Source organism: Propionivibrio pelophilus DSM 12018 (assembly GCF_059569095.1).
Genome location: NZ_JCANUT010000014.1, coordinates 39748 through 63586, shown reverse-complemented (window position 1 = coordinate 63586; position 23839 = coordinate 39748). Strand labels below are relative to the sequence as shown.

Sequence of the window (23839 nt, the reverse complement as noted above, 5' to 3'; positions counted from 1 at the left end):
CGCCGCCAGCACGACACGAGGCGGGCTTGCGGCCCCGACATTCATCCCCGGGCGAAAGCCCGGGAAATCACTCTACCGTAACCGATTTCGCCAGGTTGCGGGGCTTGTCGACATCCGTTCCGCGCACCAGCGCGACGTGATAGGCAAGCAACTGCAAGGGGACAACGTGCAACAGCGCCGACAATTGGCCATAGTGCTCCGGCAGGCGGAGGAGATGCATCCCTTCGGACATCGAGATCTCGCTGTCCGAATCGGCAAACACATACAACTCCCCGCCCCTCGCCCGCACTTCCTGCAGATTCGACTTGAGTTTCTCCAGCAGGACGTCGTTCGGTGCCACGGCGATCACCGGCATGTCCTTGTCGACGAGTGCCAGCGGCCCGTGCTTCAACTCGCCGGCAGGATAGGCCTCGGCATGGATGTAGGTGATTTCCTTGAGCTTCAGCGCCCCTTCGAGGGCAATCGGATAGTGCCGTCCGCGCCCGAGGAAGAGGGCGTCCTGCTTTCCTGCAAAACGCTCGGCCCAGACGCGAATCTGCGGCTCCAGTTCCAGAACACGAGCAACAGAGATCGGCAGATGACGCAGATGCTGCAATTCGGCCGCTTCTGTTTCCTCACTCAAACGTCCGCGCAACTTGGCGATGATCAAGGTCAGTAAATACAACGCGGCCAGTTGCGTGGTGAACGCCTTCGTAGACGCCACGCCAATCTCGGGGCCCGCGCGCGTAATGAAGCGCAGGGCGTTCTCGCGCACCAATGACGATTCGGGAACATTGCAAATGCACAGCGTGTGCTTCATGCCCAGCGACTTCGCATGTTGCAGCGCGGCCAGCGTGTCGGCCGTTTCGCCCGACTGCGAGAGCGTGACCACCAGCGTCTGCGGATCGGCCACCGATTCACGGTAGCGGTACTCGCTGGCCACTTCGACGTTGCACGGGATGCCGGCCAACGCTTCGATCCAGTAACGCGCCACCATGCCGGCGTGATAGCTGGTGCCGCAGGCGATGATCAGCACCTGGCGGACATCCCGCAGCACCGCCTCGCAGTCGGCACCGAACAGCCCGGGTTGGATGCTGCGCGCCGTACTCAACATTTCCAGGGTGTTGGACAAAGCCACCGGCTGCTCGAAGATTTCCTTCTGCATGTAATGGCGGTATTGGCCCAGTTCCACCGCGTCGGCCGAGAGGGACGACTCCACTTCGGGACGCACAACGGGAGAACCGTCCACCCGCGTGATGCGATAGCCTGTCCGCGTCAGTTCGGCGCAATCGCCGTTTTCCAGGTAGACGATGCGCCGGGTCACCTGCAGCAGCGCCGAGGCGTCGGAGGCGGCATAGTTCCCGTTCGCGGAGACCCCGAGCAACAGCGGCGAGCCCTCGCGCGCCACGATCACCCGCCCGGGCTCCGCTTCGCGCAGGACAGCGATCGCATACGCGCCCTGCAACTGGGCGATGGCCGCACGCACCGCGGTGAAAAAGTCCGCCGTCTTCTCCAGTTCCGCAGCGATCAGGTGCGCCACGACTTCCGTATCGGTTTCCGAGGTGAAGACGTAGCCTTCATTCTTGAGCCGCTGACGCAGCACCTCATGGTTTTCGATGATGCCGTTATGCACCACCGCAAGCCCCTTCGAAATGTGCGGATGTGCATTGCGTTCGCACGGCGCACCATGCGTTGCCCAGCGCGTGTGGGCGACGCCGGTTTCGCCCGCAACGAGAGACTCCTCGGCCTGGGCCGCCAGTTCGGCGACGCGACCCACCGCGCGCAGACGATGCAGGCCGGTCTCGTTGACCAGAGCCAGCCCCGCCGAGTCATAGCCCCGGTACTCAAGCCGGCGAAGCCCTTCGAGAAGGACGGAAACGATATTGCGGTCTGCGACCGCTGCAACGATGCCACACATGAGCTATTCCGCGACAAGTAAGGAGGGGAGATGAACAACGGACAAGATTCTACTCCTCAGCCGGGCGTCTTCTGTTTCACCGGCCGCTTCCAGCCGGTAATCGACGATTGCCTGGCGCGCGAAATCGTCAGGCTTTCTGCCGGCGCATCCTTGGTCAGCGTCGTTCCTGCGCCGACGGTCGCCCCGCGGCCGACAGTCACCGGCGCGACCAGCTGTGTATCCGAACCGATGAAGGCGTCGTCCTCGATGACGGTGCGGTGCTTGTTGGCCCCGTCGTAGTTGCAGGTGATCGTCCCTGCCCCCACATTCACCCGACTGCCGATCGTCGCATCACCGATGTAGGCCAGATGGTTGGCCTTGGAATGCGCGGCAATCGAACTCTTCTTGATCTCGACGAAATTCCCGACGTGAACATCCTCCGCCAGCTCGGTCCCCGGCCGCAGGCGGGCAAACGGGCCGATCATGCCATCGGCACCGACGACCGCATCCTCGATGTGGGTGAAGGCGGCGATCCGCGCTCCCGTGCCGATGCGGGCATTCTTGAGCACACAGTTCGGGCCGATTTCCACGGCATCCGCCAACAGCACCTCGCCCTCGAAAACGCAATTGACGTCGATGAACACATCGCGTCCGCATGCAAGACTCCCCCGGACATCGAAGCGCGCTGGATCGGCCAGGCGGACACCCTGTTCCATCAGTTTTTCGGCCTGGCAGCGCTGGGCAATCCGTTCGAGTTCGGCGAGTTGCACCTTGCTGTTCACCCCGAGCGTTTCCCAGGCGTGCTGCGGATTGGCCGTGCGCACCGGCAAACCTTCTTCGACGGCCATCCCGACGATGTCCGTCAGATAAAACTCGTTCTGCGCATTGTTGCTCGACAACCGTGCCAGCCACTCGCCCAGCCGTTCCGTCGGCATGGCCATGATCCCGGTGTTGATTTCACGGATCGCGCGTTCTTCGCTGCTGGCGTCCTTCTGCTCGACGATTCGCACCACGCGCCCGCCGTCATCGCGCACGATGCGTCCATAACCCTGCGGATCATCCAGTTCGACTGTCAGGATGGCTAGCGCGCCTTCGGCCGCCTGCAGCAACCTTTTCAGGGTATCGACCTGGATCAGCGGAACATCGCCATAAAGGACGAGGGTCGTGCCGCCATCGGCAACGAACGGGAGCGCCTGCTGGACCGCATGCCCTGTGCCGAGTTGAGGCTCCTGCAGGGCCCAGGCCAGATCAGGCGCATCAAGCGCCGCGCGGACGACATCGCCACCATGCCCGTACACCAGGCAGAGCCGCCGCGGCGACAGGCTGCGCGCCGTATCGATGACGTGCGACACCAGGGCCTTCCCGGCAATCGGGTGCAGCACCTTGGGCAGATTGGAATGCATGCGCTTGCCCTGTCCGGCAGCGAGAACGACGATATTCATCCAAGAACCTTTGCGAAGTAGCTCTGATAAAGGCGGCCGGCGGACGCACAAGCGGGTCCGCAGGCACGGCAAAAAACCAGCCGTAACTATGCCATGACATTCAAAAAAGCAAAAAGAAAGGCGCATCGCTGCATCGCAGCAATGCGCCCCGGGAATTACCGGTCAGTATCCGATCAGCGCGGCAGGGAACTTGACCCCATCAGGAAGGCGTCGACCTCGCGTGCGCATTGCCGGCCTTCGCGGATCGCCCAGACGACCAGCGACTGGCCACGGCGTACGTCGCCGGCAGCGAACACCTTGGCGGCACTGGTGGCGTAACAGCCATTGCCATCCGTCGTCGCCCGCGCATTGCCCCGCGCGTCCTTCTCGACACCAAAAGCTTCCAGAAGGCTGGCTACCGGGCTGACGAAGCCCATCGCCAGGAAGACGAGATCCGCCGGGCACGTCCGTTCGCTCCCCGGAACTTCGGTCATTTTCCCGTCTTTCCACTCCAGATCGACGGTCTTCAGCGCCTTGAGCACGCCTTTCTCGCCGATGAACTCCTTGGTGGCGATGGAAAACAGCCGCTTCGTTTCGCCTTCGAGGTGCGACGAGGAGGTGCGCAGTTTCAACGGCCAGTAGGGCCAGGTCAGCGCCTTGTTCTCTGTTTCCGGCGGCTGTGGCATCAACTCGAACTGCGTCACCGAGGCAGCACGATGGCGATAGCTCGTTCCGACGCAGTCGGACCCCGTATCGCCGCCACCGATGACGATGACGTGCTTGCCCTTGGCGTTGATCGGGTTGGCCTTGCCGCCGCTGACCTGCTTGTTCTGCGGAATCAGGAATTCCAGCGCCGCATACACGCCCTTCAACTCACGTCCCGGCACGGGCAAATCGCGTGGCGATTCGGAACCTGCGGCAAGAACGATCGCATCGAATTGGTCCTGAAGCTCCTCGGCGGAGACAAACTCGACGGCATCGTTGGTCACCCCCTTCGGCACATCCTTGCTGCCGACGATCACCTTGGTGCGGAAGACGACGCCCTCCGCCTCCATCTGCTTGACGCGACGCTCGATCAGCGACTTGTCGAGCTTGAAGTCGGGGATGCCATAACCGAGCAGGCCACCGGGACGGCTGTTCTTCTCGAAAACGGTCACATCGTGTCCGGCACGCGCCAGTTGCTGCGCCGCGGCCAGCCCGGACGGGCCGGCGCCGACGACAGCCACTTTCTTCCCGGTCTTCTGTTTCGCGGGCTGCGGCACGATCCAGCCCATCTGCCACCCCTTGTCGGCGATGGCATGCTCGATCGACTTGATGCCGACGGACTCGTCGTTGATGTTCAGCGTACATGCCGCCTCGCACGGCGCCGGACAGATCCGTCCGGTGAACTCCGGGAAGTTGTTGGTGGAGTGCAGAACCGTCAGCGCCTCCTTCCAGTTTCCGCGATAGACCAGGTCGTTCCAGTCCGGGATGATGTTATTCACCGGGCAGGCGTTGTTGCAGAACGGAATGCCGCAGTCCATGCACCGTGATCCCTGAACCCGGCTCTGCTCGTCATTGAGCGTGGCGACAAACTCGCGATAATGTTTCAGGCGCGCCTCAGCCGGCTCGTAGGCCTCCGACAAACGCTGGCGCTCCAGAAATCCAGTTGGCTTACCCATGTTAAGCGACCTCCACTTGCTTTTGCGCAGCCATCTCGGTGAGTGCGCGACGATACTCATGCGGCATGACCTTGACGAAGCGGGCGCGATACGCCGGCCAGTCCTCCAGAATGCGGCGGGCCTGCAGGCTGCCGGTGTACTTCGCGTGCTTCTCCACCAGCCCCTTCAGCAGCACCTCATCGGCCATGCCAAGGTGACGCACATCGACCTTGCCGTGCGCTTCCAGGTCATCTCCCGCCTCGCTGCCCTTGCGGGCGACGATTTCTTCCTCGACCGGCTCCAGGGCGACTTGCGCCATGTTGCAACGCGACTCGAACGTACCTTCCTCGTCAAGCACATAGGCGACGCCGCCGGACATGCCCGCGGCGAAGTTGCGCCCGGTCATCCCCAGCACCACGACCGTTCCGCCGGTCATGTATTCGCAGCCGTGATCGCCGACACCTTCGATGACCACCGTTGCGCCCGAATTGCGGACTGCAAAACGCTCACCGGCAACACCGGAGAAATACGCCTCACCTTCGATGGCACCGTAAAGCACCGTATTGCCGACGATGATGTTTTTGCTCGACTCGCCCGGGAACGCCGGGTTCGGCCGAACGACGATGCGCCCGCCCGACAACCCCTTGCCGACGTAGTCATTGCCCTCGCCAACGAGATCCAGCGTCACGCCGTGCGCAAGGAAGGCACCGAAACTCTGACCGGCAGTCCCGTTCAGCGAGACATGGATGGCGTCGTCCGGCAAGCCGGCATGGCCGTACTTCTCGACAACCCGGCTGGACAGCATTGCCCCGACCGTACGATTGACGTTGCGGATCGGCAACTCGATGCGTACCGCCTTGCCTTTTTCCAGCGCGGGCTTGGCCAATTCGATCAGCTGGTTGTCGAGCGCTTTCGACAAGCCGTGATCCTGCGTTTCAGTGTGACGCACGGGCTCTTCCGGTTTCCTGACAGGCGTCCGGAAAATCCGGCTGTAATCCAGCCCACAGGCTTTCCAGTGCTCGACGCCCTTGCGCATGTCGAGGAGGTCCGCGCGGCCGATCAGCTCATCGAACTTACGGATACCCATCTGCGCCATCAGTTCGCGCACTTCCTCGGCAATGAAGAAGAAGAAGTTGACGACATGCTCCGGCTGGCCGGTGAAGCGCCGACGCAACTCGGGATCCTGGGTCGCCACGCCGACCGGGCAAGTATTCAGGTGGCACTTGCGCATCATGATGCAACCGCTGACGACGAGCGGCGCCGTGGCGAAACCGAACTCGTCGGCGCCGAGCAGGGCGCCGATCAGCACATCACGCCCGGTCTTGAGCTGGCCGTCAACCTGCACGCGCACGCGGCCGCGCAGACGGTTCAGCACCAGCGTCTGCTGCGTCTCGGCCAAGCCGAGTTCCCACGGCGAACCGGCGTGCTTGATCGACGACAACGGGCTGGCGCCCGTGCCGCCGTCGTGTCCGGCGATCACCAGATGATCGGCCTTGGCCTTGGTAACGCCCGCCGCAACGGTACCGACGCCCACTTCGGACACCAGTTTGACGCTGATCGAGGCGTTGGAGTTGGCGTTCTTCAGATCATGGATCAGTTGCGCCAGGTCCTCGATCGAGTAGATGTCGTGGTGCGGCGGTGGCGAAATCAGCCCGACGCCCGGCACCGAGTGACGCAGGAAACCGATGTATTCGGAGACCTTGTGCCCCGGCAACTGACCGCCTTCACCCGGCTTGGCACCCTGGGCCATCTTGATCTGGATCTGGTCCGCATTGACCAGATACTCGCCGGTCACGCCGAAACGCCCCGACGCAACCTGCTTGATCGACGAGCGGAGACTGTCACCCTTCTTCAGCTGGTAGTCACGCTCGATACGTCCCTTGCCGACAATGTCGGAAACCATCTGCCCGGCCTTGACCGGCTTGAAGCGCGCCGGATCCTCGCCGCCTTCGCCGGTGTTCGAACGTCCGCCGAGGCGGTTCATGGCGATGGCCAGCGTGGTATGCGCCTCGGTCGAAATGGACCCCAGCGACATTGCGCCGGTGGCGAAACGCTTGACGATATCCTTGGCCGACTCGACTTCGTCGAGCGGGACCGGCGCCCCTGCCGGCTTGATCTCGAACAAGCCACGCAGCGTCATGTGCCGCAGCGTCTGGTCGTTGATGATGCGCGCGTATTCCTTGTAGTTCTCGAATTTTCCGGAACGCGTCGAATGCTGCAGCTTGGCGATGGCATCCGGCGTCCACATGTGCTCGTCGCCGCGCACGCGGAAGGCGTAGTCGCCACCGACGTCGAGCATTTCCGCCATGACCTGGTCGCCGCCGAAGGCCTGCTTGTGCAGACGAATGGCCTCTTCCATCACCTCGAACACGCCGATGCCCTCGACCTGCGTCGAGGTGCCGGTGAAGTACTTGTCCACCATCTTCTTCTGCAAGCCGATGGCTTCGAAAATCTGCGCACCGGTATAGGACATGTAGGTCGAGATGCCCATCTTCGACATGACCTTGAGCAGGCCCTTGCCGATACCCTTCACGAAATGCTTGACGGCCTTCTCGCGATCCTTCTTGTCCGCGCCGGCCATTTTCTCGATCGTCTCGAGCGCCAGATACGGATGCACCGCCTCGGCACCAAAGCCGGCGAGCACGGCGAAGTGATGGGTTTCACGCGCCGAACCGGTTTCGACGACGAGGCCGACACGCGTCCGCAACCCTTGCGTAACGAGGTGCTGATGCACTGCGGACGTTGCCAGCAGTGCCGGAATCGCGACGTTATCCTTGCCCAGTTTGCGATCGGACACGATCAACAGCCCGCATCCCCGCTGCACCGCATCCTGCGCCTCTGCGCACAGCGAGGCGAGTCGGGCTTCGACGCCTTCCTTGCCCCAGGCCAGCGGATAACAGATATCGAGCTCCGCCGAATGCACCTTGTCATCGGTATAGGCCGAGATATTGCGCAACTTGGCCATATCGGCATAGGTCAGCACCGGCTGCGAAATTTCCAGACGGTACGGCGGATTGATTTCGTTGATGCCCAGCAGGTTCGGCTTCGGACCGATGAACGACACCAGCGACATCACCAACTGCTCGCGAATCGGGTCGATCGGCGGGTTGGTCACCTGGGCGAACAATTGCCGGAAATAGTTATACAGCGGCTTGTTCTTGCTCGACAGGACAGCCAGCGGCGAGTCGTTGCCCATCGAGCCGACAGCTTCTTCGCCAGTCCGCGACATCGGCTCGAGGATGAACTTGATGTCTTCCTGTGTGTAGCCAAAAGCCTGCTGGCGATCGAGCAGACTAGCGTCACACTCGGGAGCCGTAGCATCTGCCGGCGCGTCCAGGCCATCGAGCTTGATATTGATGCGCGACACCCAGTCCTGATAGGGCTTCTGGCGCGACAGCGTCTCTTTCAGTTCGACGTCATCGATGATGCGCCCCTGATCCATGTCGATCAGGAACATCTTGCCCGGCTGCAAGCGCCACTTCTTGACGATCTTCTCGTCCGCAATCGGCAACACACCGGATTCCGACGACATGACCACCAGATCGTCGTCGGTCACGAGATAGCGCGCGGGACGCAAGCCGTTGCGGTCGAGCGTCGCACCGATCTGACGACCATCGCTGAATGCCACGGCCGCCGGACCATCCCACGGCTCCATCATCGCCGCATGGTATTCGTAGAAGGCACGACGCTTCTCGTCCATCAGCGTATGGGCTTCCCACGCTTCCGGAATCAGCATCATCATGGCGTGAGCGAGCGAGTAACCGCCCATCACCAGGAGTTCGAGCGCATTGTCGAACGAAGCGGTATCCGACTGTCCCGGATACATCAACGGCCAGATCTTGTCCAGATCGGCCCCGAGCAGCGGCGACGACGTCCCCTTCTCGCGGGCGCGCATCCAGTTGTAGTTGCCGCGCAGCGTATTGATCTCGCCGTTGTGCGCGATCATGCGGAACGGATGCGCCAGCGGCCAGGTCGGGAAGGTATTGGTCGAGAAACGCTGGTGCACCAGCGCCAGCGCCGACACGCAACGCGGATCCTTGAGATCCTGATAGTACTCGCCAACCTGGTCGGCCAGCAGCAGGCCCTTATAGACGATGGTTCGCGCCGACATCGACGGCTGATAGAACTCCTTGCTGTGCTCAAGCCCGAGTTCACGAATGGCATTGGCGGCGAGGCGGCGGATGATATACAGCTTGCGCTCGAGCGCATCGGTCACCATCACGTCCGAGCCACGGCCGATGAAAATCTGGCGGATCACCGGTTCGAGCGCCCGCACGGCCGGCGACATCGGCATGCTGCGATCGACCGGAACATCACGCCAGCCGAGGACCACCTGCCCTTCGGCACGCACGGCCCGCTCGATAGCCTCCTGACATGCAAGCCGGGAAGCCGACTCCTTCGGCAGGAACACCATGCCGACGCCGTAATCACCCGCACGCGGCAAGGTCACGCCCTGCCTGGCCATTTCCTCGCGCAGAAACTGGTCCGGTAGCTGGATCAGGATCCCGGCGCCATCCCCCATCAGAGGATCAGCACCAACCGCGCCCCGGTGATCCAGGTTTTTCAGGATCAACAGCCCCTGCTGGATTATCGAATGGCTTTTCTGGCCCTTGATATGTGCTACGAAACCGACGCCGCAGGCGTCGTGCTCATTGGCCGGGTCATATAGCCCTTGCCGCTCAGGTACAGCCGAATCCATCACTCTCAAATCCTCAAAAAACAATGAAATCTTTCAGAAGCAGGACCCCCTAGACGTCAAAAAAGCCGGCACAGGCCAGCTTTCTGCTCGGGAATCTACGGACGGTCGGCGAGTATAGCGCGAAAACCAGTCCGATCAAACAAAATTCTCAGCGCGCACAAACACCTTCCAAATTGTCACAAACCCCGAAAAATGGACGAAAATACAACGCTCCGCCGAAAAAAAGACGAGCGGAATCGCCCACGCCCCCCTGCGCGGCTTTTTCCGGTAACGAAGGCATGTTAAATTAAAGCTTAATTCGATGAACAGCAATTAATTACCATAATCATCGTATTGGCCGGAACAGATCGGCGTCGATGCGTGCCACCAGCCCAGAAGACTGCAAAGCCGACACTGACTGGCCAGCTTGCGCCTTGTTGTCTATTCAATATAGGCGCGCGATTCGCCCTTGAGGCTGCGTAGTTGGCGGCTTTTGTCATTTTGAATCGAGTCATGGAGAACTGAATGTCACTGTGTATCGGAGTTCCACGTGAGGTATTCCCCGGGGAGAAACGTGTTGCGACGGTCCCCGAGGTGGTCGAAAAACTGATCAAGCTGGGATTCAAGGTCGCGATCGAATCCGGTGCGGGCAACCACGCCAACTTCAGCGATGACACCTACCGCGCCGCTGGCGCCGAGGTGGTGGCCGACGCCGCCACGCTGTGGGCAAGCGCGGATATCGTCTTCAAGGTGCGCGCCCCGAACGACGAGGAAGTCAGCCTGCTGCGCGAAGGCGGCACCCTGACCTCCTTCATCTGGCCCGCCCAGCATCCCGACCTGATGCAGAAGCTGGCGGCGAAGAAGGCCACGATCCTGGCCATCGACTGTCTGCCGCGCCTGCTCTCCCGCGCGCAGAAGATGGATGCACTGACCTCCATGAACGGCATCAGCGGTTACCGCGCCGTCATCGAAGCAGCCAACGCCTTCGGCCGTTTCTTCAACGGCCAGATGACCGCCGCCGGCAAAGTGCCGCCAGCAAAGGTCTTCATCGCCGGAGCCGGCGTCGCCGGCCTGGCCGCCATCGGCACGGCCGCCAATCTGGGCGCCATCGTTCGCGCCAACGATACCCGCGCCGAAGTCGCCGATCAGGTCAAGTCGCTCGGCGGCGAATTCGTCAAGGTCGATTATGAAGAAGACGGAGCCGGGGGCGGTGGCTACGCAAAAGTCATGAGCGAAGGTTTCCAGCAGGCCCAGCGGGAGATGTACGCCAAACAGGCCCGTGAAGTCGACATCATCATCACCACCGCGCTGATTCCGGGCAAGCCCGCGCCCAAGCTGATCACCGCCGAGATGGTGCAGAGCATGAAGCCGGGCAGCGTCATCGTCGACATGGCCGGCGAACAAGGCGGCAACTGCGAACTTACCGAGCCCGGAAAGGCCGTCGTCAAGCACGGCGTCACCATCATTGGCTATACGGATCTTCCCAGTCGCCTCTCCAAGCAGGCTTCGACGGCATACGCCAACAACCTGCTGCGTCTGACCGAAGAACTGTGCAAGACCAAGGACGGCCAGATCAACGTCAACATGGAAGATGACGCCCTCCGCGGCCTGACCGTGATCAAGGACGGCGAAATTACCTGGCCGGCGCCGCCGATCAAGTTACCCGCGCCACCTCCCGCCGCCAAACCAGCCGCCGAAGCCCCCGCGGTCATCAAAAAGGCCTCGGGGCACGGCCACGGTGGCAGCGGTGAAGCCATGCCGGCCGGCAAGGCCGCCATCTTCTTCGGTATCGGCGCGATCCTCTTCTGGCTGGTTGGCGCCTTCGCGCCCGCCGCCTTCCTCGGGCACTTCACCGTTTTCGTGCTGGCCTGCTTCGTTGGCTACATGGTTGTCTGGAACGTCAAGCCCGCTCTGCATACGCCGCTGATGAGCGTGACAAACGCGGTGAGCAGCATCATCGCCATCGGCGCGCTGGTGCAGATCGCCCCACCGCTCGGCGGCAGCGGTCGGCCGGACGACGTAATCCGCTGGCTGGCTCTAGGCGCAATCGTCCTCGCCACCATCAACATGTTCGGCGGCTTCGCCGTCACCCGGCGCATGCTGGAAATGTTCCGCAAGTAAGGAGAACCCATAATGTCTGCTAGTTTGGCCACTGTCTCCTATCTCGGGGCAACCATCCTGTTCATTCTCTGCCTGGGCGGCCTGTCCAACCAGGAAACCGCCCGGCGGGGCAACCTGTACGGCATCATCGGCATGACCATCGCCGTGATCGCCACGGTCTTCGGTCCGCGCGTCATCGCCGGGGGGCTCCCCTGGATCGTCGGCGCGATGGTCGTCGGCGGTGCCGTCGGTCTGTACGCGGCCCGCGTCGTCAAGATGACGCAGATGCCCGAACTCGTCGCCCTGATGCACAGCATGGTCGGTCTCGCTGCCTGCCTCGTCGGCTTCGCCAGCTACATCGACACCTCGATCGCCTTTACCGGTACCGAAAAGGCGATCCACGAGATCGAAATCTACGTCGGCATCCTGATCGGCGCGGTGACCTTCTCCGGATCCGTCGTCGCCTTCGGCAAGCTCTCCGGCAAGATCGGCGGCAAACCGGTGCTGCTCCCCGGCCGCCACTTGCTGAACCTGGCCGGTTTGCTGATCGTGATCTACTTCGGCCGCGAGTTCCTGCACGCCACGTCGATCGCCCAGGGCATGACCCCGCTGATCGTGATGACCCTCATCTCGCTGCTCTTCGGCGTACATATGGTCATGGCCATCGGCGGTGCCGACATGCCGGTCGTCGTCTCGATGCTCAACAGCTACTCGGGCTGGGCCGCTGCGGCAACCGGCTTCATGCTGTCAAACGACCTGCTGATCGTCACCGGGGCACTGGTCGGATCCTCGGGTGCGATCCTGTCGTACATCATGTGCAACGCGATGAACCGCAACTTCCTGAGCGTCATTGCCGGCGGCTTCGGTTCCGACGGAGGCAAACCGGCACCGGCCAGCAGCGGCGCGGTGCAACCCGGCGGCGAAGTGGTGGCGGTGTCGGCCACGGAAACCGCCGAACTGCTCCGCGAAGCGAAGAACGTGATCATCGTTCCGGGCTACGGCATGGCCGTCGCACAAGCCCAGCACACCGTGTACGAGATCACCGAGTACCTGCGCGAGAAGGGCGTCAACGTGCGCTTCGGCATCCACCCGGTCGCCGGCCGCATGCCCGGGCACATGAACGTGCTGCTCGCCGAGGCCAAGGTGCCGTACGACGTCGTTTTCGAGATGGACGAACTGAACGAGGACTTCCCGGAAACCGACGTGGCCATGGTGATCGGTGCCAACGACATCGTCAACCCGGCCGCGCAGGAAGATCCGGCCAGCCCGATCGCCGGCATGCCGGTGCTCGAGGTGTGGAAGGCCAAGACGTCGATCGTGATGAAGCGCAGCATGGCGTCGGGCTACGCCGGGGTGGACAATCCGCTCTTCTACAAGGACAACAACCGGATGCTCTTCGGCGATGCGAAGAAGATGCTGGAGGAAGTCTTTGTCGCGCTCAAGGGCGGGGAATAGCGCTTAGCCCGGAATCACGAATGATTACTGAAACGCCCGCAATCGCGGGCGTTTCTACATTCAGATTTCGCCGACAGCAAACAGACGCCGATGTTCTTTCATCGCGTAGCGGTCGGTCATCCCCGCGACGTAATCAGCAACGCGCCTTGGCTGGCCGTCACGATCCCGATATTCTTCCGGTAAAAGACGCGGATCGCTCAGGAAGGTGGAAAACAGATCGGCCACAATCCTGTGCGCTTTCCTGGTCATGCGGAGAACCTGAAAATGCTGATAGAGATTTTCCCGCAGAAATCGCTTCATTTCGAGTTGCGCCTCTCGCATGGCGCTGGAAAAGCCAACCAGCTTCCCGGCTTGCCGAACTTCCGCGAGGGTCTGCGGCTTTGCCCGGGCAATATTGCATCGAGTCGTTTCAATCAGGTCACAAACCAGCGCGTTGATCATTCGCCGGACCGTTTCATGAATCAATCGCCGTCCATACAGTTCCCGATATGCCGCCTGCACCAGTTGTAGATGCTCGCGGAAGAGCGTGACCTCCATCAGTTGGTCGATGGACAGCAATCCTGAACGCAAGCCGTCGTCAATATCGTGATTGTTATAGGCTATTTCGTCGGCAAGATTACAGATTTGCGCTTCAAGTGACGGCTGGGAACGGTTTAAAAACCGCTCGCCGAGCTCGCCGAGCGTCCGGGCCACGTCAAGGGAGCAATGTTTGACGATGCCTTCCCGTGTTTCGAAACCGAGATTCAACCCCGGGAATGCGGCGTATCGCTCCTCAAGTTGGTCGACAATACGCAAACTCTGCAGATTATGTTCGAATCCACCGAAATCCCGCATGCACTCGTTGAGCGCGTCCTGACCGGCGTGGCCAAAGGGAGTGTGCCCAAGATCGTGCGCAAGCGAGATCGCCTCGACAAGATCCTCGTTCAGGCTTAACGCTCGCGCAATTCCTCGCGCTATTTGGGCCACCTCCAGGCTGTGCGTCAAGCGCGTGCGGAAAAGATCCCCCTCATGATTTACGAAGACCTGCGTCTTGTATTCAAGCCGGCGGAATGCCGTGGAGTGAACGATCCGATCGCGATCCCGCTGGAATTCCGCGCGATAGTTAGGCGCCGGTTCAAGGTAACGGCGCCCGCGCGAGTTCGCGGTGCCGACGGCATAGGGCGCCAATTCATTCAAAGCCGACGCACGCCTCTATCGCTTCTGAAACATCGGTCAGCGGGACGTCATCACAGAGAACGGCCTCGCCGATTTTCTTGAGCAACACCAATCGAAGCTTGGCATTCACAACCTTTTTGTCGTGCTGCATCAACTCGAGATACCGTGCGCTCCCCAAATCGGGACCGCGAGTTGGCAAACCGGCCCGCTTGAACAAGTCCTTTACTCGCTCGACATCGGAGCGATCGACCCACCCGAGCCTTCTCGACAACTCCGCGGCCATGACGGTTCCAGCAGCGACAGCCTCCCCATGCAACCATTCCCCATACCCGACACCTGTTTCGATCGCATGTCCAAAGGTATGACCGAGGTTAAGAAAGGCCCTGACGCCTTGCTCCTTCTCATCGGCGCCAACTATCTCTGCCTTGTTCTCGCATGATCGGAGAATGGCATATTGGAGAAGGCTCTGATCCTTGGCCATCAAGCCCTCCAGATGGGCCTCGATCCATGCCAGGAAAGGCAAATCACGAATCAAACCGTACTTTATGACTTCGGCCAGACCCGCGCTCAATTCACGCGGTGGCAATGACGAAAGATAATCAGTGTCCGCAAGCACAAGCCTGGGCTGATAAAACGCCCCTATCATGTTCTTGCCGTGTGGATGATTGATTGCCGTTTTCCCGCCGACAGACGAGTCGACCTGAGCGAGTAGCGTTGTCGGCACCTGGATAAAAGGCGCGCCACGTTGGTAGCAGGCGGCTGCAAAGCCGGTCATGTCTCCGACGACTCCGCCTCCGAGCGCAATTAGCGTTGTCGACCTCTCACACGAATTCTCTACCAACGCATCAAAAATCCCGTTCAGCGTCTGCCAATTTTTGAAATTCTCGCCATCAGGAAGAATGATGTCCAGCACGTCAATTCCTGCTCCACGCAGAGTCTCGTTGAACCGATCAAGATAGAGTGGAGCAACAACGCCATTGGAAATGACAGCGACCTTCGGTTGAGACAGGAAAGGGGATATCAGCGCCGCATCTTTCGAAACTCCCGATCCTACGAAAATCGGATAGGAACGCGCCCCAAGTGAAACTGTCAGCTTTTCCATCTGTTTTCCACTTCCCGCAACAAATGCTGAAGCACACCCTGGGCACTCATACGACTGCCATCCACGACCAATTCCGCGACCTCGCGATACAACGGGTCTCGCGCCGAAAACAACTGGTTGAGCTTCAACAATGGATCTGCCACCAGCAGCAAAGGACGGTTCCGGTCGTTCCGCGTTCGCTCCCACAAGGTCTGCGGAGGCACATTCAAATAAATCACCAAGCCGCTGCGCCTCATGTTCTCCCGATTCTCGGGGCGCAAGACACTCCCGCCCCCGGTGGCGACCACGAAGCCTGAAGTCTGCGCATACTCTTCAATCAGCTGAGACTCACGCTTTCTGAATCCATCCTCCCCTTCAATCTCGAAAATTGTTGGGATACTGACGCCGGTACGCGACTCCATCTCCTTGTCGGTATCGACAAAGTTTCGCGCCAGGCGCTTGGCCAATGATCGGCCGATCGTCGTTTTACCGGCGCCCATCAGACCGACTAGGTATATGTTTTCGGAGCTTTTTTCCACGGCAATATTCTACCGTACGCCTCGATAATTGTTTCGGCACAAACGCATGTGCGAAAAAAAACCGGCTTGCGCCGGTTTCTTTTCGCACTGCGGAGTCATCTCATCGCCAAACCTTCGTTGACGATTTTGGGCGTGATGAAGACCAGCAACTCGGTTTTATCATCGATCCACTCTCTGTTCTTGAACAGCCATCCTATGTACGGCAGGTCACCAAAGAATGGCACTCGGTAGGTTGTATCGGTTTTCTTTTGGGTATAAATGCCACCGATAACCACCGTGCCTCCATTCTCGACGAGCACCTCCGTCTTGACATGCTTGGTGTCAATCGCGACCCCAGAACCAGTCGACAAAGAAGTATTTGGCGTGTCCTTATTAATGTCGAGCGTCATTGTCACTTTACCGTCAGGCGTTATTTGCGGCTTCACCTTCAGCGACAAATTCGCCTTTCTAAACGATACGCTAGTCGCACCAGAACTCGTGGCTTGCTGATAAGGAATTTCAACCCCTTGCTCTATCAGAGCCTCTACCTGATTCGCCGTCATAACGCGAGGACTCGAAATCACCTTTCCCTTTCCGTCGGATTCGAGGGCAGAAATCTCAATATCGAGATACTTTGTCATGCTCGAGTTGAACAGGGTAAAAGCATAGGTCGCAGCCGAACCGACAGAGGGAGACGCCGGCAAGTTCACCGAGCCCAAGCCCCCCGTCCTTGAGCCGGAATTTATCCACCCAAGATCTGTCTCTTTTGTATATGTTGTCGAAATCGCCCCGGTCACGGAATCTGTAGTGGACGCTGACGTTACGGCCCCCGTTCCCAACCTAACCCCCAAATTCTTCGAAAAACTGTCGCCCGCTTCTACAATCCTGGCCTCAATCATTACCTGCCGGACCGGAACGTCTATTTTTGCGATCATTGCGCGAACATCCTCGAGGCGACTGGGAGTATCCTGCACGAACAAGATGTTCGAACGATCGTCCAGTAGGGCGCTTCCACGTTTCGACAACAACGTCTGCTTGGAATCGGTCAACAGCTTCTTGACATCAGCCCCTTTGATGTAATTCATTTGGAAGCTCTCAGTGCGCAACGGCTCCAGATCACCGATTTGCACTTTGGATTCGTATTCCAGTTTTTCTTTGGTGGCAATCTCCTCGCGCGGCGCAATCAGGATCACATTCCCGTTCTTGCGCATGTCCAGGCCCTTTTGCTGCAGGATGATGTCCAGCGCCTGATCCCACGGCACATCTTTCAGTATCAGCGTGATGTTGCCCCCAACCGAATCGCTGACAACGATGTTCATGCCAGTAAACTCACCGATCACCTGTAGCAATCGACGCACTTCGACATTCTGGAAATTGAGGGACAGCTTTTCTCCCTGATATCCGCCCCGGGTTCCTTGCACCAATTTGTTCGGATTTTCTATTACCGGTTTAACTTCAATCACGAACTGGTTGTCGGTCTGATAGGCGTTATGCTCCCACAGCCCTTTCGGCACGATCGTCATCCTGACGCTGGTTCCTTGCTGAACAGTAGCCACGGACACAACCGGCGTTGCGAAATCGGTCACATCGAGCTTCTTGCGCAAAGCCTCTGGAACAGCGACGTTGAGAAAGTCGACAATCAGTGATTGCCCTTGCTGACGAATGTCTATGCCCGAGGTTGAGTCGCTCATATCAACTGCAATCCGCGCCTCGCCATCCCGCCCCCGGCGGAAAGCGATGTCTCTAATGCTATTCGCTGCCGACAGACCTGCCCCCCCCTTCGAAAAATGCTCGACGGGCTTGTCGACACCGCCTTCTTGCCACGCTTTGCCAACAGTCGGAGTCAATGCCAGAAGCAACGTATTACCTTCGATCGTTGTTTCGTAGGTCATCGCTCTTATGAGATTGAGCACGACACGGGTACGATCGTCCGTCTGGACAATATTCGCGCTTTTCAGGTCGCCTTCGTTGAACGCCTGGCTGTTCTTTCCAAGCCCGTTGGTGGTATTCGCAAAGTCAAGAGCCAGCCTGGCCGGATTGGCCACGCTAAACGCAGAAGGAGGGGCAAGCAAAGGCGCTTTAAAGGTCAGCTTAAGGTTCAGAATTCCCCCTTGCTGGACTACTTTCATTGCCTCAATAGAATTTTGACGAATTTCCTCGGCAGATATCGAGGTCCAAGGCAACATGGCGCAAGCCACGATGCCCATCAGAAAGCCAACGGTCGTTTTTCTCACTTCGCTCCCTCCAATCCCTGCAACATCAGGGAACTCACTCTTTCCACCCAATCGCCCGCAGGATCCTGCACGAGTTCCTTGAGAACGACCTCTGATTCAGACACTTTGGTAATCACCCCGAAATTTTGGCCTAGGTAATTCCCTGTTCTAACCTGATACAACGCCCCGTCGACTTGAATTATGGCAAAGGAGGTTTTTCTCTTTGTCATTACACCAACGTACTTCAGGGATTCAAGCGGATAGGCCTCTAGCGGCTCTTTCGGGCGATCAAAATCAGGCTTGTTCCCACCACCTTTGTTGCTCCTTTCCGGCAAAATCTTCGACGGCTTGAATGGATCGACAAGGTTTCCAGCGTCGTAAGCAACCGGTTCATATGGCCTTACCTGAGGAAGCGGCGGAATTTTCCCCTTTACATTCTTTGTCGCATCGTTCATCCACTGCCGCAATCCGTCCTGATCACCGTCGCCTGAACATGACGCGAGTCCGATGCACGCCAAGATCACAAGAAGTGGTTTCATTTCTTTTTACCCTTGGCAGCTGCTGCCGCCTTTTTCTTGGCAGCAATTTCTTCCTCGTCAAGATAACGGAAGGTCTTGGTAACAGCATTCATTACCAGCGAACCATCTTTGTTTGGTGTAATCGCGATGTTGTTCAGCGTAACTATTCGGGACAGTTTGCCGATATCGTCGGCGAAAGCACCGAAATCATGGTAATTCCCGGTCAGCCTGACATCAATTGGCAGTTCGGCGTAAAAATCCTTGACGACTTCCGCCCTTGGCTTGAACAACTCGAACTGCAAACCACGCCCCATGCCCGATTGATTTATCTCGACCAACAAGGACTCGACTTCTGCCTTGCTCGGCAACTGTTTCAGCAAAGCCCCGAACGAGCGATCGATCTCATTGAGTTGCTGCACATACAAGTCGAGATTAACCGCTTGAGACTTCTTTGCAACGAACTCGTCTCTGAGCTTCAACTCTTCTTGCTGCCTTGATTCGAGCGTCGATAGTTGCTCGCTCCACCACACCCACCAGCCAATGAACAATACGAGCAGGAAGAGACCGACAAGTACGGCAATGCGGGGCGCGAGCGGCCAGGCACCGACATCTTTCGGGTTCAGGTTGCGAAAATCATCCAGAATAGACTGGATGCTCAAGTTTGATGAAGAAGGCGGCTTCATTTCTTGCCAGGCTCCTTAGGCGCCACCCGCTTGACGGCAGCGTTCATACTGAATTCGTTAAGCCGACGCTTATCAACAGTAACCGCCTTGATTTCGACGAGTTGAGGCCGCTCAAGCCACTGGGAAGCCTCAATATTCCTCATCAGAGTCGAAACCCTCGCATTCGACTGCGCATAGCCAATCAAAGCGAGCTTGGTCCCGTCTTGCTTGAGCGATCGGATATACACCCCTTCCGGCATCTGCCTCACCATTTCGCTCAGCAAATTAACGGCCTCGGCACGGTCTCTCTGCAATGACTCGATGATCTGTTTGCGCGCGAGAAGTGCTTGCGTCTGCTCCTTGAGCCTCTTTATTTGATCAATCTGCTTGTCGAGCACGGCGATTTCCTTTTTCAGGAAATCATTCCGCGCCTCTTGGGTGGAGACATATCCGTCAATTATTGAATAGACGAGGAAAACGACAAGGGCCGCCAAAATGGAAATCAAGCCCAACAAGCCATAAAACTGCTGGCGTTTGGCCTTTCGCTTCTCTTCCCGGTGAGGGAGAAGGTTGATACGTATCATTCGTCAAACCTCCGCAGAGCAAGGCCACATGCGACCATCAAGGATGACGCGTCAATCAGCAAACTCTTCGCGCGAACCCGGTCGGACAGAACCATGTCGGCAAACGGGTTAGCCACAACAGTATTAATTTGTGTCCGAGACGCAATCACCTCATCGGCCCCCGGCAGAACCGCGCCCCCCCCTGCAAGAACGATATGATCGACATTGTTGAACTGGGTTGACGTAAAGAAGAACTGCAAGGCACGCGAAACTTCCAGCGCCATATTTTCTACAAAAGGCTGCAGAAGTTCGGCTTCATAACTATCCGGCAGACCATTTCTGCGCTTCTCGGTTTCAGCCTCCTCGAAGGTCATTCCGTACAAGCGAGCGATATCCTGAGTAAGCTGGTTACCGCCGAACGCCTGCTCCCGCGCATAAAGTTGCTGTCCATCCCGCAGAACCGTGAGGCTCATGACATTGGCACCGACATCAACCAACGCAACAATTTGCCCCTTCCCTCCTTGAGGCAGTTGCTTCTCAACCAATTCCAAGGCTGACAAGACAGCGTACGACTCTACGTCCACGACGGCGGGTTTGAGTCCGGCGGATTCGGCCACTGCTACACGATCCTCAACTTTTTCCTTGCGAGAAGCAGCAATGAGAACCTCAATTTCTTCAGGAGATGAAGGCGCCGGCCCCAATACCTGGAAATCGAGATTTACCTCATCCAGCGCAAAAGGTATGTACTGGTTCGCCTCAGACTCGACCAGAAGCTCCAATTCCTCTTCACGCTGTCCCGCTGCCACTATTATTTTTTTCGTAATCACATGCGAGGCAGGGAGCGCCAACGCGACGAGCCGGGTAGACGTTGCCAGCTTTCTCCATGCTCTCCGCACGGTTTCAGCTGCCGCCTCAAGATTGACAATATTGCCATCAGCGACGACATCGCGCGGAAGAATCTCGATCGCGTAGCGATCGACCCGACACCCCCCTTTTCCGTCACTTGCCAGTTCAACCATCTTGACAGACGACGAACTGATATCGAGCCCGATCAGGGAGCGAGACTTGGGATTAAGGATCGAAAGATCGAATTGCAAATCGCCACCCCTCAAAAAAACTCTTGAATACCTAATAGTTAGCGTGTTTATAGATAATCTACTTTAGATCCTAACAACAAGCATAAAGCAAGTAAAGCTATTTTTTCGTCATTCTTTTCAGCGAAATTCTTCGAGAAACAGCGGAAAAAACAAGGGCTCAGCGAACGAGTCAGAACGAGTCGCTCGTGTTTATAATCTCGGGCCAGCCATTTTGTGGACAAGCCATTGACACACGCCTCTCGTTGGATTCTCTATCCGCTGCTATTCGTTTCGGGGGTCTTCCTGATTCTCGCCACCATGGTGGCCATGGTGCTCGTCCTGACCTATCCGAACCTGCCCTCGCTGGATGTCCTGACTGATTATCGTCCGAAGATCCCGCTTCGGGTTTATACGGCCGACAACTACTTGATAGGCGAATTCGGGGAGGAGCGGCGCGAGCTTGTTCATTTTTCCGATGTGCCGGATGTATTGAAGCAGGCCGTTCTTGCTGCCGAGGACGAACGTTTTTACCAGCATGGCGGAATCGACGCACTCGGAATCACACGTGCCGCCATCAGCAATTTCCTGGGCGGAGGACGGCGCCAGGGAGCATCAACGATCACGCAACAGGTCGCCAAGAATTTTTTCCTTTCTTCGGAAAAGACCTACACGCGCAAGCTTTATGAAGCCCTTCTGGCCTTCAAGATTGAACACAATCTGACAAAAAACCAGATTTTCGAGTTGTATCTGAACCAGATCTATTTGGGACAACGGGCTTACGGATTTGGCGCTGCTGCACAGATCTATTTCGGCAAGCAACTGAAGGAGATCAGCATTGCGGAGGCTGCAATGCTCGCGGGACTGCCCAAGGCACCGTCAGCATTCAACCCGGTGGTCAATCCGAAACGTGCCGGACTCCGCCAGCAATATGTTCTGCGCCGCATGCGCGAACTCGGCTTCATCACTGCGGAGCAGCATGAATCGGCCTTGAAACAACCACTGGTGGTGAAGCGAGAAACGAACGACTATGCAGTTCACGCCGAATACGTAGCGGAAATGGCCCGCCAGATCGCGGCGGAGAGCTTCCCTGCTGACGTCTATTCGCGCGGACTGAAGATCCACACCACCATTCTCAAGAATGACCAGGAAGCGGCCTACCGCAGCATTCGCCACAACGTATTCGATTACGACCGGCGTCACGGCTACCGTGGTGCGGAAGCGTACGTGGACTTGTCCGATATCAAGTCAGAGCAGGACGAAGCACTCGACGTTCTGCTTCAAGACTACGATGACAACGACGACCTGCATCCGGCGATCGTCATGGAGGCAAACCAGAAACAGGTCCGCGCATATCGGCGCGGCGGTGAAATCATTACCATCAGCGACAGCGGGCTGAAGTTCGCCGCCCGCATGATCGACGACAAATCCCCCCCCAACAAGCGCATTCGCCGCGGGGCGGTCATCCGCGTACAGACGGACGACAAGAACAACTGGCGCATTGCTCAAATGCCGGAAGTCGAGTCGGCATTCCTGTCGACCGACCCTCAAACCGGCGCCGTCAAGGCTCTCGTCGGCGGCTTCGATTTTGGCCGCAACAAATTCAATCATGCCACCCAGGCATGGAGACAGCCCGGGTCGAGTTTCAAGCCGTTCATCTACTCCGGAGCTCTGGAGAAGGGCTTCTCTCCTGCATCGATCGTGAATGACGAGCCGATCAGCATTCCTGCGTCGGTCACGGGAAGCCAGACATGGGAGCCGAAGAACTACGACGGGAAGTACGAAGGGCCGATGCGCATACGTACCGCGCTGACCAAATCGAAAAACATGGTATCGATACGTTTGCTGGAGGCAAGCGGTGTACATTTCATTCAGGACTACGTGACGCGCTTTGGCTTCGAGGCGGAAAAACATCCCGCATACCTGACGATGGCGCTGGGTGCGGGATCGGTGACCCCGTGGCAGATGGTTGCCGCATACTCGATATTTGCCAATGGCGGTTTCAGAATCCAGCCCTACATCGTCAGCCAGATCCGTGACGACAAGGATCAAGTCATAGCGGAGGCTCAACCCGTATCAGCGGGGGAAGAGTCATTAAGGGCAATCGACGCCCGTAACGCTTACCTGATGGATAGCATGCTGCGCGACGTCACCATCTACGGGACAGCAGCCCGAGCCTCGAGGACGCTGAAACGTCGTGACCTCGCGGGGAAGACCGGAACGACCAACGAACACGTCGACGCCTGGTTCTGCGGTTACCAGCGAACCGTGGTCGGCTGCTCCTGGATCGGTTTCGACCAACCCAAGAGCATGGGCAAGGGGGAAACCGGTGGATCTGCGGCGCTGCCGGCCTGGATTGGGTACATGGACAAGGTTCTCAAGGATGTCCCTCAATCTTTCTTGCCCCAACCCGAGGGGCTGGTGGCGATCGAAGTTGAGACGCCCAAGGGACCGGCGAGAGAACTGTTCTACGCCGAGAACGTTCCTCCGGTGGTCGAACCGGAGCCGCCCCTGGATCCTGACGCGAAACCTGTCGACTGAACGGCAAGGCAGTTCAACGCAGCGTGACAGCTTCTCCGCTCTGCGCGGAAATCAACTCCGAGAGCGAGGCCAGCAACTCCTCCCCGCTCCTCGTGTCACGCCACCCCTCGTCGCTCCAGCGGTAATGGAATCCGCCGGAGCGCGCGGCCACCCAAACTTCCTGCGCCGCAAGATGGCGGTTGATGATGATCTTGCTGCCATCGACACACTCGACCTCAAGCACCCCGTCGCCGTTCATCGAACAATCGACGTCCGCACCACTCGTTTCGATCGCTTGCTCGATCCGTTCAAGCACGCTGTCGGCAAGGCTGATGAATTCGCTATCGTCCATACTGTGCTACCATT

The 23839-nt window shown here is 58.5% G+C and carries 16 protein-coding genes; 3 read left to right on the top strand and 13 right to left on the bottom strand.

All coding sequences use genetic code 11. The features are described from left to right. Positions 1 to 67 precede the first annotated feature (67 nt). From glmS to gltB, 4 genes are all read right to left on the bottom strand, one after another. Positions 68 to 1897, bottom strand: coding sequence for a glutamine--fructose-6-phosphate transaminase (isomerizing) (gene glmS / locus BO74_RS08430; protein ID WP_496441494.1), 1830 nt, complete (start codon positions 1895 to 1897; stop codon positions 68 to 70). Between the two features lie 56 nt (positions 1898 to 1953). Then, positions 1954 to 3318, bottom strand: coding sequence for a bifunctional UDP-N-acetylglucosamine diphosphorylase/glucosamine-1-phosphate N-acetyltransferase GlmU (gene glmU, locus BO74_RS08425; RefSeq protein WP_496441493.1), 1365 nt, complete (start codon positions 3316 to 3318; stop codon positions 1954 to 1956). A gap of 173 nt (positions 3319 to 3491) precedes the next feature. Then, a complete protein-coding gene (locus BO74_RS08420) occupies positions 3492 to 4958 on the bottom strand; it encodes a glutamate synthase subunit beta (protein WP_496441491.1) in 1467 nt (488 codons plus the stop codon). A gap of 1 nt (position 4959) precedes the next feature. Then, entirely contained in the window at positions 4960 to 9636 is a 4677-nt protein-coding gene (gltB, locus tag BO74_RS08415) for a glutamate synthase large subunit (protein ID WP_496441490.1), read from the bottom strand. Positions 9637 to 10140: 504 nt separating this feature from the next. Between gltB and BO74_RS08410 the strand changes: the two genes are divergently transcribed. Beyond that, positions 10141 to 11736: a Re/Si-specific NAD(P)(+) transhydrogenase subunit alpha gene (locus BO74_RS08410; protein WP_496441489.1), complete on the top strand. Its 1596-nt coding sequence runs from the start codon at positions 10141 to 10143 to the stop codon at positions 11734 to 11736. 12 nt (positions 11737 to 11748) lie between these two features. After that, entirely contained in the window at positions 11749 to 13170 is a 1422-nt protein-coding gene (gene pntB / locus BO74_RS08405) for a Re/Si-specific NAD(P)(+) transhydrogenase subunit beta (protein WP_496441488.1), read from the top strand. A 60-nt stretch (positions 13171 to 13230) separates the two neighbouring features. Here pntB and BO74_RS08400 read toward each other — a convergent pair whose 3' ends face one another. From BO74_RS08400 to BO74_RS08365, 8 genes are all read right to left on the bottom strand, one after another. Then, positions 13231 to 14346 carry a deoxyguanosinetriphosphate triphosphohydrolase gene (locus tag BO74_RS08400; RefSeq protein WP_496441487.1) on the bottom strand — a complete coding sequence of 372 codons (1116 nt, stop codon included), beginning with the start codon at positions 14344 to 14346 and terminating at the stop codon, positions 13231 to 13233. Next, positions 14339 to 15427: a 3-dehydroquinate synthase gene (gene aroB, locus BO74_RS08395; RefSeq protein WP_496441485.1), complete on the bottom strand. Its 1089-nt coding sequence runs from the start codon at positions 15425 to 15427 to the stop codon at positions 14339 to 14341. Before aroB ends, BO74_RS08400 begins: the two co-directional genes overlap by 8 nt. Then, a complete protein-coding gene (locus tag BO74_RS08390) occupies positions 15415 to 15945 on the bottom strand; it encodes a shikimate kinase (RefSeq protein ID WP_496441484.1) in 531 nt (176 codons plus the stop codon). The genes aroB and BO74_RS08390 overlap by 13 nt, the downstream gene beginning before the upstream one ends. A 95-nt stretch (positions 15946 to 16040) precedes the next feature. Further along, complete coding sequence (locus BO74_RS08385) at positions 16041 to 18158, bottom strand: type IV pilus secretin PilQ (RefSeq protein ID WP_496441482.1); 2118 nt, start codon at positions 18156 to 18158, stop codon at positions 16041 to 16043. Then, positions 18155 to 18676, bottom strand: a complete 522-nt coding sequence (locus BO74_RS08380) for a pilus assembly protein PilP (RefSeq protein WP_496441480.1) — start codon at positions 18674 to 18676, stop codon at positions 18155 to 18157. Before BO74_RS08380 ends, BO74_RS08385 begins: the two co-directional genes overlap by 4 nt. Next, complete coding sequence (locus BO74_RS08375) at positions 18673 to 19338, bottom strand: type IV pilus inner membrane component PilO (protein WP_496441479.1); 666 nt, start codon at positions 19336 to 19338, stop codon at positions 18673 to 18675. Before BO74_RS08375 ends, BO74_RS08380 begins: the two co-directional genes overlap by 4 nt. Then, entirely contained in the window at positions 19335 to 19901 is a 567-nt protein-coding gene (locus BO74_RS08370) for a PilN domain-containing protein (protein WP_496441477.1), read from the bottom strand. Before BO74_RS08370 ends, BO74_RS08375 begins: the two co-directional genes overlap by 4 nt. Continuing rightward, positions 19898 to 20977 (bottom strand): pilus assembly protein PilM, encoded by a 1080-nt coding sequence (locus tag BO74_RS08365; protein WP_496441475.1) that lies wholly within the window; start codon positions 20975 to 20977, stop codon positions 19898 to 19900. Before BO74_RS08365 ends, BO74_RS08370 begins: the two co-directional genes overlap by 4 nt. A gap of 225 nt (positions 20978 to 21202) precedes the next feature. On the opposite strand from BO74_RS08365, the gene BO74_RS08360 reads away from it, so the two are divergent. Next, positions 21203 to 23494 (top strand): penicillin-binding protein 1A, encoded by a 2292-nt coding sequence (locus BO74_RS08360; protein WP_496441473.1) that lies wholly within the window; start codon positions 21203 to 21205, stop codon positions 23492 to 23494. A gap of 13 nt (positions 23495 to 23507) precedes the next feature. On the opposite strand, the gene cyaY is transcribed toward BO74_RS08360, so the two are convergent. After that, entirely contained in the window at positions 23508 to 23825 is a 318-nt protein-coding gene (cyaY, locus tag BO74_RS08355; RefSeq protein WP_496441471.1) for an iron donor protein CyaY, read from the bottom strand. Positions 23826 to 23839 lie beyond the last annotated feature (14 nt).

Coding starts and splice junctions, on each gene's coding strand:
- cyaY (WP_496441471.1), bottom strand. CDS start 23,825: ATGGACGATAGCGAATTCATCAGCCTTGCCGACAGCGTGCTTGAACGG.
- glmS (WP_496441494.1), bottom strand. CDS start 1,897: ATGTGTGGCATCGTTGCAGCGGTCGCAGACCGCAATATCGTTTCCGTC.
- BO74_RS08380 (WP_496441480.1), bottom strand. CDS start 18,676: ATGAAACCACTTCTTGTGATCTTGGCGTGCATCGGACTCGCGTCATGT.
- BO74_RS08420 (WP_496441491.1), bottom strand. CDS start 4,958: ATGGGTAAGCCAACTGGATTTCTGGAGCGCCAGCGTTTGTCGGAGGCC.
- glmU (WP_496441493.1), bottom strand. CDS start 3,318: ATGAATATCGTCGTTCTCGCTGCCGGACAGGGCAAGCGCATGCATTCC.
- aroB (WP_496441485.1), bottom strand. CDS start 15,427: ATGGAAAAGCTGACAGTTTCACTTGGGGCGCGTTCCTATCCGATTTTC.
- pntB (WP_496441488.1), top strand. CDS start 11,749: ATGTCTGCTAGTTTGGCCACTGTCTCCTATCTCGGGGCAACCATCCTG.
- BO74_RS08370 (WP_496441477.1), bottom strand. CDS start 19,901: ATGATACGTATCAACCTTCTCCCTCACCGGGAAGAGAAGCGAAAGGCC.
- gltB (WP_496441490.1), bottom strand. CDS start 9,636: ATGGATTCGGCTGTACCTGAGCGGCAAGGGCTATATGACCCGGCCAAT.
- BO74_RS08410 (WP_496441489.1), top strand. CDS start 10,141: ATGTCACTGTGTATCGGAGTTCCACGTGAGGTATTCCCCGGGGAGAAA.
- BO74_RS08375 (WP_496441479.1), bottom strand. CDS start 19,338: ATGAAGCCGCCTTCTTCATCAAACTTGAGCATCCAGTCTATTCTGGAT.